Genomic DNA, 14,723 nt, shown 5'->3' with positions numbered 1-14,723 from the left:
CTTGACAGCACATTGGGAAGTACGGCGAACGCCGGATGCGCGGCGTCCGCATGATCAATCGCGGCTATTGCTTCAGTTTGACGGCTCTGACTTTGCTGAATTTTTTCCGCAACCAATCTGCCCAATCCTCCAGCACCGTGTAGACCACCGGCACCACCACCAGTGTCAAAATCGACGACGTGATCACGCCGCCAATCACCGTCTGGCCGAGCGGGCCGCGTTGCTCCCCGCCTTCGCCAAGCGCCGCCGCCAGCGGCAGCATGCCGAAGATCATCGCCAGCGTGGTCATCAGAATTGGCCGCAGACGCACCCGCGCCGCTTCGAGCAACGCTTCACGCCGCTCCATGACGCGGCCCTTGCCGGATGCGTCGAGCAGGGTGCCGCGCCGAGCCTGATTCGCGAAGTCGATCAGCAAAATCGCGTTCTTCGTCACGAGACCCATCAGCATCACGAAGCCGATGATCGAAAACATGTTCAACGTACTGCCGAACAGCAGCAGCGCGATCAGCACGCCGATCAACGTAAGCGGCAGCGACGCCATGATCGCGAGCGGCTGCGCGAAGCTCGCGAACTGCGACGCGAGAATCATATAGATGAAGATCACCGCGAGCGCCAGCGCCTCCACCGCGTACACGAACGATTCGTTCATGCTCTTGGTCGAGCCTTCGAATCGATAGTGGTAGCCCGCCGGCAGATGCATCGCGTCGAGCGCCTTGGCGACGTCCGAGGCGACTTCGCCGGGCGAGCGGCCATTGACGTTCGCCGACAGCATCACTTCACGTTGCAGGTCGCGCCGGTTCAGCACATCGGGACCGGTCGTCTTGACGATATCCGCGATCTGCCGCAGCGGCACCAGCACTGGCGCGCCGTTCGCGTCGGTGCGGTTGGTTGCGATCATCAGCCTGGCGAGATCGTCGACATCCTGACGCTGCGAGCGCGGCAAGCGCACGCTGACGTCGTAGTCCTGGTCGTCGGGCGCGCGCCATGTGCTGATGGCATCGCCGGAGAGCAGCGGCCGCAATGCGGTGCCGATATCGGCTACGCCCACCCCGAGGTCGGATGCCAGTTCGCGTTTCACATTGATCGCGACGATCGGCTTATCCGCCTTGAGACTCGAATCGAGGTCGACAAGGCCCGGGATTTTTGCCATCCGTGCCTGCGCCGCATCCGAAAGCCGGCGCAGTTCGTCGATGTTGTCGCCCTGCAAGCTCAACTGGATCGCTTTCGTGCTGCCGGCGCCATCGGGCATGCCGATTTCGGTGATCGATACACCCGCCACCGAGGCGAGCCGCGCGCGAAACGCATCGTTCAATTCGACCATGCCGGGCGTGCGGTCGCGCCGGTCTTTCAGGCGCACGGTGATCAGCGCGGTGTTTTTACCTTGCGTGTTGCCCGAGTTGACCGTCGCGTAACTGAAGCGCACTTCGGGGTAGGTGGCGAGAATCGCCTGCACCTGCTTCACTTTCTCCGACGTGGCTTCGAGCGAGGTGCCCACCGGCGAATTCAAACCGATCTGCGTTTCGGAGAAGTCCGCATTCGGCACGAACTCGGTGCCGACGAACGGCACCAGAAACAGGCTGCCGAAGAACGTGGCCGCGGCCACGACCAGTGTGATCGCGCGATGCTTCAGCGACCAGCCGAGCAGGCGCTGATAGAACGCGGTGAGCTGGTCGATCTGCTTGTCGAACAGATGCAGGGAACGTTCGATGACGCGTCCATAGCGATAGCCTTTGCGGCCGGTGTCCGCATCGTGCAGATCGGGGTCGGGCCAGATGGAGGACAGCATCGGATCGAGCGTGAACGACACGAACATCGAGATCAGCACGGCGGCGGCCACCGTAATGCCGAACTGATGGAAGAAGCGGCCGATAATGCCGCCCATGAAGCCCACCGGCAGAAACACCGCGACGATCGAGAAGGTGGTCGCCAGCACGGCGAGCGCGATTTCCTTGGTGCCGTCGAGCGCGGCAGTACGGTGGTCGGCGCCGAGTTGCACGTGCCGTACGATGTTCTCGCGCACCACGATCGCGTCGTCGATCAGCAAGCCGACGCATAAGGACAGCGCCATCAGCGTGATCACGTTGATCGTGAAGCCGCACGCGTACATCACCGCGAAGGTGCCGATCAGCGCGATCGGCAGCGTGAGGCCGGTGATCACCGTGCTGCGCCACGAGCCAAGGAACAGGAACACAATCAGCACCGTCAGCAGCGCGCCTTCGAGCAAGGTGCGTTTCACTTCGTTGACGCTTTCTTCGATGTTGATCGACGAATCGTCAGTGATGTCGAGTTTGACGCCGGGTGGCAGTTGCGGTTGCAGAAGGGCGACTGCGTCACGCACGCCGTGCGCGACATCCACGGTGTTCTCACCCTGCGCCTTGATGATCGACAGGAACAGCGCGCGCTGGCCATTGAGCAACGCCATGTTGTCGGGTTCCTGCTGACCGTCCACCACATCGGCGAGCTGATCGAGCGTGACCGGTTGCGTCGCCGACGAAGCAGTCGGGATCGCCGACTGCGCGCCGCGCCGCGCGACGATGATGCGTTTGAAGTCGTCCGGTTTCTCGAAGCGGCCTTTGACCTGCACGGTCTGTTCGACATTGCTAGATGTCAGCGGCCCAGCCGGAATCTCCTGATTCTCGTTCTGCACCGCACGGATCACCTGATCGACGCCGACCGAAAGCGCCTGCAGCTTCTCCGGATTCACGTCGATCTGCACCTGACGCTTCACGCCGCCCACCAGCGAGACCGAACCGACGCCGCGCACTGTTTCGAGCCGCTTGCGCACGATCTGATCGGCGACGGTGGTGAGATCGCGCGTGGACAACGACGCGCCCGGCGCATTCGAGATGGCCACCGTGATGATCGGCATATCCGACGGGTCATAGCGCAGCACACGCGGGTCCTTCACGCCGTCGCGCAGATCGGGGCGGATCAGCGCGATCTTGTCGCGCACGTCCTGGGCGGCCTGCACCGCGTCGACCGAAAGATCGAATTGCACGATCACGACCGACTGCGCGTCGTACGAACGCGAGGTGATTTCGTCGATGCCGCTGATCGTGTTGACCGCCTCCTCGATCTTGCGCGTGACGTCCGATTCGACCGATTCCGGCGACGCCCCCGGATAGGCGGTCTGCACGACTACGACGGGGAACGCGATGTCCGGGAACTGATCGACCTTGAGCCGCTGATAAGAGAACAGACCGATGACGAGAAGCGCCATCATCATCATCGTGGCGAGCACCGGATTGCCGATGCTGACGCGGGTGAACCACATAGGCGAGGGCTCCGGTCAGCGCGCGTTGCTTGCGCTCGGCACGCTGGCCGCTTGCGGGGCAGCTTGTCCAGGCTGCCCAGGCTGAGCGGGCTGCACCACATGCACCGTGCTGCCGATCCGCAATGAGCCGAGATTGTTCTTCACGATCTGTTGGCCAAGCGCCAATGGACCGCCGGCGATCTCGGTCCATGTGTCGTCGTCAGCATCGCCGGTCGCGCCGGTCTCCACCGCTTGCTCGGCCAGTTTGCCGTCGACGAGCGCATAGACGCTGTGACGCGTGCCGTCCGTACGGATGGCGGTGGCTGGGACGACCAGCACGTTCTGCCGGCTACCGACTGAAATCGTGCCAGTGCCGAACATGCCGACCCGCAGCGTGCCCGATGGGTTCGCGACCTGCACATACACCATGATCGAACGCGAACCGGCTTGCGCGGCCGGGTTGATGCGCGTGATCGCGCCCTGGATGGGGGTGTCGATACCGTCGAAAGCGATCTGGATCGGCTGGCCGATGCGAACGCGGCCGATCTCGCCGACCGGCACCGGCGCTTCCAGTTCGAGTGTGCGCAGATCGACCACGTCGAACAGCTTGGTATCGACGGCGAGTTTCTCGCCCGGTTCAACCGAGCGCGAGGCGATCTGTCCATCGAGCGGCGAGCGCACAACGGTATCGTCCAAAGACAGATTCGACGACGCCAGCGCCGCCTTCGCCGCATCGAGATTCGCGCGGGCGATTTGATACTGGCTTTGCGCGGTGTCGAAGGCGTTTTTCGAAATGAAGCCTTTCTCGACCAGCACGCGGTTGTTGTCGAGCGTCTGTTTGGCGATGTCGAGCTGACCGGCCATGGCCGCCATCTGACCGCGGGTCTGTTCGGCGCGGGCGACATAGTCGCGGGCGTCGATCTTCGCGAGGATCTGGCCGGTCTTGACCGAATCGCCTTCACGCACCATGACGTCGAGCGCGGAGCCGGCGACTTTCGATTTGACCGCGGCTTGCGTGACCGCGCGTAGCGAACCGGTCAGCGGCAGCGTTTCGGAGAGCGTGCGGCGGCTGACGGTGGTGAGATCGTCCGGGGCGAATTCGACAACGGAAGAGGGGGCCTCGACGCCGGCGGCAACGGCGTCGCTGCGCTTCCTGATGGCGTGGCCGATCGAGATGGCGAGGATCACAACGGCTACAACGGCGGCGATGATGATGCGTTTTCTGGTTTTTAGCATGCACGCTCTGACGGACTTCACGAACTGGCGATACGCGGTGGTGGCCCTGTGGTCTCAAGGCGCCCCGCGCTCGCACGGAATCGGCAAATTAGCCAGAACTTACCGTTCACTGCAAGCTGGCCGTCAGCATGTTACACGCAGCTTGCATGGCGCGCGCCGCTCGAGCGGTGTGCTCGGGCGGCAGGCGTGCAGATTGACTAAAAGTGACAAATTCAGACGGACAGACGGTGGCGGTGGGCAGTGGAATGTGCGCGGCTGAACCGGAACGGAACCCGCCGCGCATGCCATGCTCACTGACTCAGGTAAACGAACTTGCCGTTCTTGATGATGCCCATCACGCTCGCGCGCTGATCCAGACCGACGTGGTCCTTCGGGCTGGTGTTGACCACACCGTTCGGCACGACCAATTCATGCGCGTGCTCCAGTTCGTCGCGCAACGCAACGCGGAAAGCCGGCGTGCCCGGCTGCGCCGTCTTCAACGCACGCGCCACGGCGTCTTGCAAACGCGGATACACGCCTGCTGCGTCGCCCGCGAACTGGGTCACACTGCCCGGACCGTACTTCGCTTCGTATTCGTTGGTGAACGCGAGCGCCGCCTTCTTCGCCGGATGATCGGCCGGCAGCGTGCGCGCCACCACGACCGGCTGGGTCGGGAACAGCGTGCCTTCCACATCTTTGCCGCCCAGCTTGATGAACTCGGGCGTGGCGATGCCGTGCGTCTGATAGATCGGGCCTTTGAAGCCGCGTTCGATCAGCGTGCGCTGCGGCAGCACGGTCGGCGTGCCGGCCCCGGCGATCAGGATCGCGTCGGGCTTGGCGGCCATCAGCTTGAGGATCTGACCGGTCACGCTGGCGTCGGTGCGGTTATAGCGTTCCGTCGCCACCAACTGAATATGCCGCAAGGCCGCGAATTTGCTGAACTCGTTGAGCCAGCTCTCGCCGTAACCGTCCGCGAAACCGATGAAGCCCACCGTCTTCACGTTGTGGTTCGACATGTAGCGCGTCATCACGTCGGCCATCGCGCTGTCGGTCTGCGCCATCTTGTAGGCCCACACCTTCTTGCCTTCCTGCGGTTCGACCACGCTCGCCGAGCCGATCAGCGTGATCATCGGGGTCTGGCTTTCGGCAACCGGATCGAGTGCGGCCATCGCCGCCGGCGTGATATTCGGGCCGACGATCACGTCGACGTGGTCTTCATTGATCAGCTTGTGGATGTTGCGCACCGCGTTGCCCGGATCGGAGCCGTCGTCGAGGAAGATGTAATCGGCTTTCTGGCCGGCGATCGTGGCGGGCCACATCAGCATCGCGTTCTTGCTGGTGATGCCGATCACGGCCGCGGGGCCGGTGCTCGACAGATCGATGCCGACCTTGATGTCGGCCTGTGCTGCGGTGGCGAGCAGGAGCGCGCCAAGAGCGGCGAGGCCGCTGATTTTTTTCTTATACGACGTCATCGAAGGGTCTCCGTAGCGGGAAGCGGGGTGATATCAAAGTTCGTAGGTTTCGTGCTCGCCTTTGAGTGCCTGTTCGATCAGCTTGCGGTTCATGCTCGGCGACAGCAGTTCGACGAGCGTATACACATAGCTGCGCAAATAAGCGCCCTGTTTCAGCGCGACCCGCGTCACGTTGCTGCCGAACAGGTGGCCGACCGGCATCGCCCGCAGATGGCGGTCGCGCTCGGCGTTGAACGCGATGTCCGCCATAATGCCGACGCCCAGACCCAGTTCGACGTAGGTCTTGATCACATCGGCGTCGATCGCCTCCAGCACGATGTCCGGATGCAAGCCGCGCAGGCGGAACGCCTCGTTGATCTTGGTGCGGCCGGCGAACGCGTTGTCGTAGGTAATCAGCGGATATTGGGTCAGATCATCCAGCGACAAAAGTTTGCGGTCGAGCAACGGATGATCCGGCTGCATCACGGCGACGTGGTGCCACTGGAAGCAGGGCAGCGAGACCAGTTCCTTATAGTTAGCGATCGCTTCGGTGGCGATGCAGAGGTCGGCCTGGTCGTGAATCACCATCTCGGCGACCTGCGTCGGGCTACCTTGCAGAATTGAAAGGTGAACTTTGGGGAAGCGCTTCTTGAATTCGGCGATGGCGGCCGGAAGTGAGTAGCGTGCCTGGGTGTGGGTGGCAGCGATCACCAGATTGCCCTGATCCTGGGCTGCGTAATCTTTACCGACCCGCTTGAGGCTCTCCACTTCCTGCAGAATCTTCTCAACCGACTGAAGAATGATGCGCCCCGGCTCGGTCAGGGAGCGCACGCGCTTGCCGTGGCGGGTGAAGATTTCGACGCCCAGCTCGTCTTCCAGCTCGATGATCGCCTTGGAGACGCCCGGCTGGCTTGTAAACAGTGCTTTGGCCGCTTCGGTCAGGTTGAAATTCTGCCGCACAGCCTCACGGACGAAGCGGAATTGGTGCAGGTTCATATATAACCTCTCCGCATATCAAAAGAATTTTTTAGTCGTTTGAAATATAAGGCGAGTTTATTACGATCTGTCCATCTTTTTCAATATGGATATCTGCATTTGTCATAAGCAAATGAGAGATGGGTCTAAACCCTGACTCGGCTGGACTGACAAATAGAGGTATCCGGAGCGCGGCGTAACCGGAACGCCACGTGTAACGCAAAAAATTGGGGTCCCCGAATGTACCAATACGATCAGTACGACCAGACCATCGTCGATGAGCGGGTCGCGCAATACGCCGATCAGGTTCGCCGCCGCTTGTCGGGCGAATTGAGCGAAGAGGAGTTCCGTCCGCTGCGCTTGCAGAACGGCCTGTACATGCAGCGTCACGCGTACATGCACCGCATCGCGATTCCGTACGGCAACCTGCGCAGCGACCAGATGCGCGTGCTGGCCCAGATCGCGCGCGAGCACGATCGCGGCTACGGCCACTTCTCGACGCGCTCGAACATCCAGTACAACTGGATCAAGCTTGAAGAAACGCCGGAGATCCTGCGCAAGCTTGCGGCCGTCCAGATGCACGGCATCCAGACCTCGGGCAACTGCATCCGTAACATCACGGCCGACCAGTTCGCCGGTGTGGCGCCGGACGAAGTGGTTGATCCGCGTCCGTGGGCTGAAATCCTGCGCCAATGGTCGACGTTCCACCCGGAATTCGCCTGGTTGCCGCGTAAGTTCAAGATCGCCGTGTCGGGTTCGAAGGAAGACCGCGCTGCCGTGCAGATCCACGACATGGGCGTGTATCTGAAGAAGAACGAGCAGGGCGAGCTGGTGGCCGACATTCTGGCCGGAGGCGGCATGGGCCGTACGCCGATCATCGGCGCGATCATCCGTAAAGATCTGCCGTGGCAACACCTGTTGACCTACTGCGAAGCCGTGCTGCGTGTGTACAACCGCTATGGCCGCCGCGACAACATGTACAAGGCGCGGATCAAGATTCTCGTGAAGGCATTGAGCCCGGAGAAATTCTCGGCGCAAGTCGAAGAAGAATGGCAACACCTGAAGGACGGTCCGGCGACGCTCACGCAAGCGGAAGTGGATCGCGTGTCGCAATACTTCCAGCCGCCGGTGTATGAAAAGCTGCCGGATACGGATGCTTCGTTCGAGAACCATCTGCTGGAAAGCCGTGCGTTCGCCCGTTGGGTCGAACGTAACGTGCGTCCGCACAAGGTGACGGGCTATTCGTCAGTCACGTTGTCGCTGAAGCCGACCACGATCGCCCCGGGCGACGCCACCGATGCGCAGATGGAAGCAGTCGCCGATTGGGCCGACGAATACTCGCTCGGCGAGATCCGCGTGTCGCACGAACAGAACCTGATTCTCGCGAACGTGAAGAAGCGTGACCTGTTCGCGGTGTGGGAAAAGGCCAAGGCGCAAGGTTTCGCGACGCCGAACATCGGTTTGCTGACCGACATCATCGCGTGCCCGGGTGGCGATTTCTGCTCGCTCGCGAATGCGAAGTCGATTCCGATCGCGCTGGCGATTCAGGAACGTTTCAACGATCTCGACTACGTGTACGACCTCGGCGACGTGTCGCTGAACATCTCGGGTTGTATCAATGCTTGCGGTCACCACCACGTCGGCAACATCGGCATTCTGGGCGTCGATAAGGACGGCTCGGAGTGGTATCAGGTGACGCTCGGCGGCGAGCAGGGTACGGGCGCCACGGGCGCGCATCTCGGCCGCGTAATCGGCCCGTCGTTCTCGGCGGAAGAAATGCCGGACGTGATCAGCAAGGTGATCGATACGTTCGTGGAAAACCGCCACGAAGGCGAACGCTTCGTCGAAACGTACAACCGCATCGGCATGACCCCGTTCAAGGAACGCGTGTACGCCTCGCGTCAACCGGCTCACGCGTAACCGCGAAAAGGATACTGAACAGATGGCTTCTATCATCAAGAACCGCGCGATCGTCAACGATGACTGGACGGTGGTGCGCGCCGCTGAAGACGGCACGCTGCCCGCAGTCGATGCCTTGCCGGCCGGTAAAGTGCTGGTGCCGCTCGCGCTGTGGCAGGCTGAGCGCGATGCGCTGATCGCTTCGCGCAGCGCCGCTGAAATCGGCGTATGGCTCGCGCCGGATAGCGAACCGGCGGATATCGTCGGCGACTTCGACACGATCGCGCTGATCGGCGTGGACTTCCCGGTGTTCCGCGACGGCCGTGGCTATAGCATCGGCCGCCTATTGCGCGAGCGTTATGGCTACAAGGGCGAACTGCGTGCGATCGGCGACGTGCTGCGCGATCAACTGACGTTTATGTTCCGCTGCGGCTTCGACGCTTACGCATTGCGTGAAGACAAAGACTTCGACGACGCGCTGAAGGCTTTCGACGAATTCAGCTTCAACTATCAGGGCGCGGTGAACTCGTCGCCGCTGTTCCGCCGCCGCGAAGCAGGCGAACTGGCAAAGGCCTCGGCATGAGCGCCGCACAATCGCTCACGCCGGAGTTCGCTGCGAAGGTCGAGCGCCTCGATGCGCTGCTCGACTCAATCGCCGCGCGCCACGCGAACGTGAAGCTCGCCAGCAGCCTTGCAGCGGAAGACATGTTGCTCACGCACGCGATTCTGTCGCGTGGCGTGAAGATCGGCATTTTCTCGCTGAACACGGGCCGTTTGCATGCGGAAACGCTCGGGATGCTTGATCGTGTGAAAGAGCGCTACGGGTATGATATCGAGCAGTTTCATCCGAAAATTGCAGCGGTTGAAGAATATGTCGGTTCGCATGGTCTGAACGCGTTTTACGAAAGCGTCGATCTGCGCAAGCGTTGCTGCGAAATCCGTAAGGTCGAGCCGTTGAACCGCGCGCTGTCGGACGTCAGCGCATGGGTGACGGGCCAGCGCCGCGAGCAGTCGGTGACGCGTGCCGAACTGCACGAGGAAGAACACGATGCGGCGCGCAATATCGCCAAGTTCAATCCGCTGACGGACTGGACCGAAGCTGAGGTGTGGGACTATCTGAAAGCGTTTGACGTGCCGGTCAATCCGCTGCATGCGCGCGGTTACCCGAGCATCGGCTGCGAGCCATGTACCCGCGCTATCCGTCCCGGTGAAGACAGCCGGGCGGGTCGCTGGTGGTGGGAGTCGCGTGATACGAAGGAATGTGGACTGCACATCACGACGATTACACCGATTCCCGTCAGCAGCAGCGAGAACGCTTCGGCATAAAGCATTCAGGAGGTTCAGGCCTTGGTTTTTAGCTTGAACGCCGCACATACCGATTTGAATACTTCCGTATGAGCCGGCAACCGCCGGCCCAGACGAATCAACGAAGGACCCCAACATGAGCACCACGCTCGATTCCACTGTGAATGCACCGCTTACCAACACGGCAAACCGGATGGATCACCTCGATTGGCTCGAAGCCGAATCGATTCATATCCTGCGCGAACTGGTCGCCGAATGCAGCAAGCCCGCGCTGCTGTTTTCGGGCGGCAAGGATTCGGTGGTGGTGCTGCACCTCGCGCTGAAGGCCTTTGGCATTGGCGCGGATCGCAAGACCGTGCTGCCGTTCCCGCTCGTGCACATCGACACCGGCCATAACTATGACGAAGTGATTGACTTCCGCGATCGCCGCGCGAAAGAAATCGGCGCCGAACTGGTGGTGGGCCACGTCGAAGATTCGATCAAGCGCGGCACGGTGCGTCTGCGCCGCGAACTGGATTCGCGCAACGCTGCGCAAGCCGTGACGCTGCTCGAAACGATCGCGGAACATGAGTACACCGCGTTGATCGGCGGCGCGCGCCGCGACGAAGAAAAGGCCCGTGCGAAAGAACGGATCTTCTCGTTCCGCGACGAATTCGGCCAATGGGATCCGAAGGCACAGCGCCCGGAACTGTGGAGCCTGTATAACGCGCGTCTGCATAACGGCGAACACCTGCGTGTGTTCCCGATCTCGAACTGGACCGAACTCGATGTGTGGCAATACATCGCCCGCGAACAGCTCGAACTGCCGTCGATCTATTACGCGCATCAACGCGAGATCGTGCGCCGCAACGGCCTGCTCGTACCGGTTACGCCGCTCACGCCGATGCGTGAAGGCGAGACCAGCGAAACCGCGCTGGTGCGTTTCCGCACCGTGGGCGATATCAGCTGCACGTGCCCGGTGGAAAGCGATGCCGATGATCTCGAGAAGATCATCGCCGAAACGGCCGTGACCGAAATCACGGAACGCGGCGCGACGCGGATGGACGATCAGGTCTCCGAAGCCGCGATGGAACAGCGTAAGAAGCAAGGTTATTTCTAAGCACACGAGGGCAAGACAATCATGAGCGGTATTCACCAACCAGAAGACCTCGGCGTGCTGCGTTTCATTACTGCGGGCAGCGTCGACGACGGCAAGAGCACGTTGATCGGCCGCCTGCTGTACGACAGCAAGGCAGTGCTTTCCGATCAGCTCTCGGCACTGTCGCGCGCGAAGAATAAGCGTACTGTTGGCGACGAAATCGATCTGTCGCTGCTGACCGACGGCCTCGAAGCCGAACGCGAGCAGGGCATTACGATCGACGTCGCCTACCGTTACTTTGCAACGGCAAAGCGCAAGTTCATCATTGCCGACACGCCGGGCCACGAGCAATACACGCGCAACATGGTGACGGGCGCATCGACCGCGCACGCAGCGATCATCCTGGTCGACGCGACCCGTGTGACGTTCGTCGATGGCGTGGCGCAACTGCTGCCGCAAACCAAGCGTCATAGTGCGATCGTGAAGCTGCTCGGCTTGCAGCACGCGATCGTCGCGATCAACAAGATGGACCTCGTCGACTACAGCGAAACGCGCTTCAACGAGATTCGTGATGCGTATGTCGAACTCGCGCGCCAACTTGGTCTGGACGATGTGCGCTTCGTGCCGGTGTCGGCGCTCAAGGGCGACAACATCGTGACGGCTAGCGAAAGCATGCCGTGGTACGCGGGCGAGCCGCTGCTCGATTTGCTCGAAGCGTTGCCTGTCGATGTTCCGACGGGGCAGGCGCTGCGTTTCCCGGTGCAATGGGTCGCGCGTCAGGACGGCAGCCAGGCCGACGATTTCCGCGGCTACATGGGGCGTGTCGAAGCGGGTGAAGTGAAGGTCGGCGACACCATCGTCGTGCTGCCGGCAAACCGCGAAGCAACGGTTGCCGAGATCATTGCGCCGGTGGTGGGCGGCACGGCGGCAGTGGACCGCGCGTTTGCCGGTCAAACCGTGACGATCCGTTTGGCGGAAGACGTCGACGTGTCGCGTGGCGATACCTTCGTGCTGCGCGAAGCGGCGCCGGAGCCGGCGAAGAAGCTGGAAGCCGATCTGTGCTGGTTCGACGACACGCCGCTGTCGACGCAACGCAAGTATCTGTTGAAGCAGACCACTAACACGGTGTTCGCGCGGATCGGTGCGATCAAGGAAGTGCTCGACGTGCATACGCTGTCGCAGGCGACCGATCGCAAGGACCTGACGATGAACGACATCGGCCGCGTATCGCTGACGTTGCAAAAGCCGCTGGTATGCGACGTGTACGATTCGCATCAGGGCACGGGTGCATTCGTGCTGATCGACGAAGCGACGCATCACACGGTCGCCGCCGGGATGATTCGGGCGTTTTCGGCTTGAGTCACCGACTGGGTCACTAACGAGCGCTCGCGGCTTCGGGTTTCGCACGAACCGGACGAATGGGGTTGAGGCAAATGGGTAAGGTGTATCTGATCGGTGCAGGGCCGGGGGCCGCGGATCTCATCACGGTGCGCGGCGCGCGGCTGCTCGGCACGGCGGATGTGGTGTTGCATGACGCGCTTGTCGAGCCTGCAATGCTCGACTACGCGCCTTCCCACGCGCGGCAGATTGCGGTGGGTAAGCGCTGTGGGCAGTTGTCGACGGCGCAGCAGTTCATCAACAAGCAGATCGTGGATGCGGCTTTGGAGCACGACGTCGTGGTGCGTCTGAAGGGTGGCGATCCGATGTTGTTCGGGCGTGCCGATGAGGAGATGCGGGCGCTGGAAGCTGCTGGCATCGAGTATGAGGTGGTGCCTGGGATTACGGCTGCGCTGGCTAGTGCGGCTACTTTGAAGCGGTCGTTGACGCTTCGCGGTGTGTCTCGTAGTGTTGCGTTGGCTACGCATAGCCGGGCGGCTGATACTGCGGCGATTCGTGAGCAGGTGAATGCTGATTCGCTCGTGTTTTACATGGGGCGGGATAGTGGGCCTGAGATAGCGCAGGAGTTGATTGATGCTGGGCGCGATGGCGATACGCCGGTGGCGATTGTTGAAGCCTGTAGTACGCCTCGTGAGCGGATGCTCACTCTCACGCTTTCGGAGCTCGCCTGCGGTGAGGCCCAGCAGTGGCTTGATGCTTCGCAGCCTAGTCTTCTCATGATCGGGGAGGCTTTTGCTGCTCGGCAGCAGGTGGTCCGCTCCGCGGATGGGCTTTTGGTCGCGGCTTAAGGTTTGGTTTTTTGTTTTTTGCCTTCGCGGCGCTTGTTTGTCTGTATGCCTGCGGCGTTGGGCTTTGCCTGATTTGGTTGCTTGCGCGGCGCTTTCTGCCTGTATGCCTACGGCGTTGGCCTTTCCTTGATTTGATATTGGATTATTAGTGTTGCCCCTGTGCGGGGCGGCACTTACTTTCTTTGCCGCCGCAAAGAAAGATGAGCAAAGAAAGCGGCTCACACCGCAAATTCTTAAGCGGGTCCCCCGCGCAGCCACGGTAGTGGTGCATCTGGAATCTGTGCCCTCGCGCATTCTGCGTGAGTGACAAGGCAGTCATACTTCCGGCGGCGCTGCGCGCGCCGACGCGGTACTTCATCAAGCCAAACGTTGTTGCCAGCACGCAGCGGAAATCCGGCAAACCACTAGCTATCGTTGTACTCACTGCTGCTTCATTAGATCAATAGCTGCTTCCGGCGTTAGGACATACTTGCGATCGCCAGCGTCTTGAGTTAAAAATTCATTGAATGATGCCGATCACGTTCTAAAGTGTTTTGTCTGGCACTTGATACGAGGAGGCTACGATGAGCAGACGGCGGTCACGCAAACGGTTCGTCTGGAGCAAGTCAGCTGATGAGACACCCGCTAGCCTCGAACGGTTTTATGCGCGGGTCCGGAAGGCTGCAGCAGGAACACCATGAATATGAATATCAATACCGATGCAATTGACGAAGTCGCCTTGGCCCTTCTCTACTTGACCCTGCATGACCGATTCCGCGCATGGAAGGGTTTCGACTGGGATGTGCTGAACCGACTCCATGAAAGAGGCTTCATCGAGGACCCGGTCAACAAGACGAAGTCCGTGATCTTTACGGACGAAGGACTACGCGAGTCCGAGCGGCTTTTTAATCAACACTTCGTCATTCCGGAAAGCACGGAGAATTGACTCAACGACCTTCTAACTCACGACACTAGCTGCTTGATTCACCAAGCGTCAGTTCAAAAGATCGGTATTTTCAGCGCATCGCCGAGGCGAAGCCGATGGCCCCCACCACGTCCAAACGAAGCCACGGGTTTGCATGATGAACCCTTCCGGCGAGCACGTAGTGCGAGGCGGGAAGCATGACTGCCTTGTCACGAACGTTGACTGCGCGAGGGCACAGATTCCAGATGCACCACTACCGCGACTGCGCGGGGGACCCGCTTATGAGCTGGCGGTTTGAGCCGCTTTCTTTGCTTATCTTTCTTTGCGGCGGCGTAACTATTCAGCAGTTGTAAACCGGAGCCAGGCACTGCATAGTGCTGGACATGACGAAGATGCCTGACATCGAAGACCTGACGCACGAGCAAAAAGACGCGCTCATCATCGATCTGGTGAGGCG

At 61.0% G+C, this 14,723-nt stretch carries 12 protein-coding genes; 7 read left to right on the top strand and 5 right to left on the bottom strand.

From position 1 onward, the window contains the following. Positions 1-64 precede the first annotated feature (64 nt). The 4 genes from GNZ12_RS33890 to GNZ12_RS33875 form a co-directional block, all read right to left on the bottom strand. Entirely contained in the window at positions 65-3,274 is a 3,210-nt protein-coding gene (locus tag GNZ12_RS33890; RefSeq protein ID WP_172316361.1) for an efflux RND transporter permease subunit, read from the bottom strand. Between the two features lie 15 nt (positions 3,275-3,289). Continuing rightward, on the bottom strand, positions 3,290-4,489 hold the full coding sequence (locus GNZ12_RS33885) for an efflux RND transporter periplasmic adaptor subunit (RefSeq protein ID WP_172316360.1): 1,200 nt from the start codon (positions 4,487-4,489) through the stop codon (positions 3,290-3,292). A gap of 290 nt (positions 4,490-4,779) precedes the next feature. Then, complete coding sequence (locus GNZ12_RS33880; protein ID WP_172316359.1) at positions 4,780-5,940, bottom strand: ABC transporter substrate-binding protein; 1,161 nt, start codon at positions 5,938-5,940, stop codon at positions 4,780-4,782. A 33-nt stretch (positions 5,941-5,973) separates the two neighbouring features. After that, the gene (locus GNZ12_RS33875) at positions 5,974-6,915 is read right to left on the bottom strand and encodes a CysB family HTH-type transcriptional regulator (RefSeq protein ID WP_007175965.1); all 942 of its coding nucleotides are present in this window, start codon (positions 6,913-6,915) and stop codon (positions 5,974-5,976) included. Positions 6,916-7,134: 219 nt separating this feature from the next. Between GNZ12_RS33875 and GNZ12_RS33870 the strand changes: the two genes are divergently transcribed. The 7 genes from GNZ12_RS33870 to GNZ12_RS33840 all read left to right on the top strand — a co-directional run bounded on the left by GNZ12_RS33870 (position 7,135) and on the right by GNZ12_RS33840 (position 14,287). Continuing rightward, the gene (locus GNZ12_RS33870) at positions 7,135-8,814 is read left to right on the top strand and encodes a nitrite/sulfite reductase (RefSeq protein ID WP_172316358.1); all 1,680 of its coding nucleotides are present in this window, start codon (positions 7,135-7,137) and stop codon (positions 8,812-8,814) included. A gap of 22 nt (positions 8,815-8,836) precedes the next feature. Further along, complete coding sequence (locus GNZ12_RS33865; protein WP_172316357.1) at positions 8,837-9,376, top strand: DUF934 domain-containing protein; 540 nt, start codon at positions 8,837-8,839, stop codon at positions 9,374-9,376. Continuing rightward, positions 9,373-10,119, top strand: a complete 747-nt coding sequence (locus GNZ12_RS33860) for a phosphoadenylyl-sulfate reductase (protein ID WP_172316356.1) — start codon at positions 9,373-9,375, stop codon at positions 10,117-10,119. The genes GNZ12_RS33865 and GNZ12_RS33860 overlap by 4 nt, the downstream gene beginning before the upstream one ends. Before the next feature lie 115 nt (positions 10,120-10,234). Continuing rightward, positions 10,235-11,197: a sulfate adenylyltransferase subunit CysD gene (gene cysD, locus GNZ12_RS33855; protein ID WP_172316355.1), complete on the top strand. Its 963-nt coding sequence runs from the start codon at positions 10,235-10,237 to the stop codon at positions 11,195-11,197. A 21-nt stretch (positions 11,198-11,218) separates the two neighbouring features. After that, the gene (locus tag GNZ12_RS33850) at positions 11,219-12,535 is read left to right on the top strand and encodes a sulfate adenylyltransferase subunit 1 (RefSeq protein WP_172316354.1); all 1,317 of its coding nucleotides are present in this window, start codon (positions 11,219-11,221) and stop codon (positions 12,533-12,535) included. A gap of 74 nt (positions 12,536-12,609) precedes the next feature. After that, entirely contained in the window at positions 12,610-13,362 is a 753-nt protein-coding gene (gene cobA, locus GNZ12_RS33845) for a uroporphyrinogen-III C-methyltransferase (protein ID WP_172316353.1), read from the top strand. Positions 13,363-14,044: 682 nt separating this feature from the next. After that, positions 14,045-14,287, top strand: a complete 243-nt coding sequence (locus GNZ12_RS33840) for a DUF6429 family protein (protein ID WP_172316392.1) — start codon at positions 14,045-14,047, stop codon at positions 14,285-14,287. A 188-nt stretch (positions 14,288-14,475) separates the two neighbouring features. On the opposite strand, the gene GNZ12_RS43985 is transcribed toward GNZ12_RS33840, so the two are convergent. Beyond that, positions 14,476-14,723, bottom strand: a 248-nt coding sequence (locus GNZ12_RS43985) for a hypothetical protein (RefSeq protein WP_216673466.1), incomplete at its 5' end; no start/stop codon positions are given.

The organism is Paraburkholderia solitsugae (assembly GCF_013177695.1).
In the GTDB taxonomy this organism is placed as follows: domain Bacteria; phylum Pseudomonadota; class Gammaproteobacteria; order Burkholderiales; family Burkholderiaceae; genus Paraburkholderia; species Paraburkholderia solitsugae.
Note: the sequence above shows the minus strand (reverse complement) of the source record. Positions and strands in the feature narration are given on the sequence as shown.

Coding starts and splice junctions, on each gene's coding strand:
- GNZ12_RS33870 (WP_172316358.1), top strand. CDS start 7,135: ATGTACCAATACGATCAGTACGACCAGACCATCGTCGATGAGCGGGTC.
- cobA (WP_172316353.1), top strand. CDS start 12,610: ATGGGTAAGGTGTATCTGATCGGTGCAGGGCCGGGGGCCGCGGATCTC.
- GNZ12_RS33880 (WP_172316359.1), bottom strand. CDS start 5,940: ATGACGTCGTATAAGAAAAAAATCAGCGGCCTCGCCGCTCTTGGCGCG.
- GNZ12_RS33890 (WP_172316361.1), bottom strand. CDS start 3,274: ATGTGGTTCACCCGCGTCAGCATCGGCAATCCGGTGCTCGCCACGATG.
- GNZ12_RS33865 (WP_172316357.1), top strand. CDS start 8,837: ATGGCTTCTATCATCAAGAACCGCGCGATCGTCAACGATGACTGGACG.
- cysD (WP_172316355.1), top strand. CDS start 10,235: ATGAGCACCACGCTCGATTCCACTGTGAATGCACCGCTTACCAACACG.
- GNZ12_RS33885 (WP_172316360.1), bottom strand. CDS start 4,489: ATGCTAAAAACCAGAAAACGCATCATCATCGCCGCCGTTGTAGCCGTT.
- GNZ12_RS33875 (WP_007175965.1), bottom strand. CDS start 6,915: ATGAACCTGCACCAATTCCGCTTCGTCCGTGAGGCTGTGCGGCAGAAT.
- GNZ12_RS33850 (WP_172316354.1), top strand. CDS start 11,219: ATGAGCGGTATTCACCAACCAGAAGACCTCGGCGTGCTGCGTTTCATT.
- GNZ12_RS33840 (WP_172316392.1), top strand. CDS start 14,045: ATGAATATCAATACCGATGCAATTGACGAAGTCGCCTTGGCCCTTCTC.
- GNZ12_RS33860 (WP_172316356.1), top strand. CDS start 9,373: ATGAGCGCCGCACAATCGCTCACGCCGGAGTTCGCTGCGAAGGTCGAG.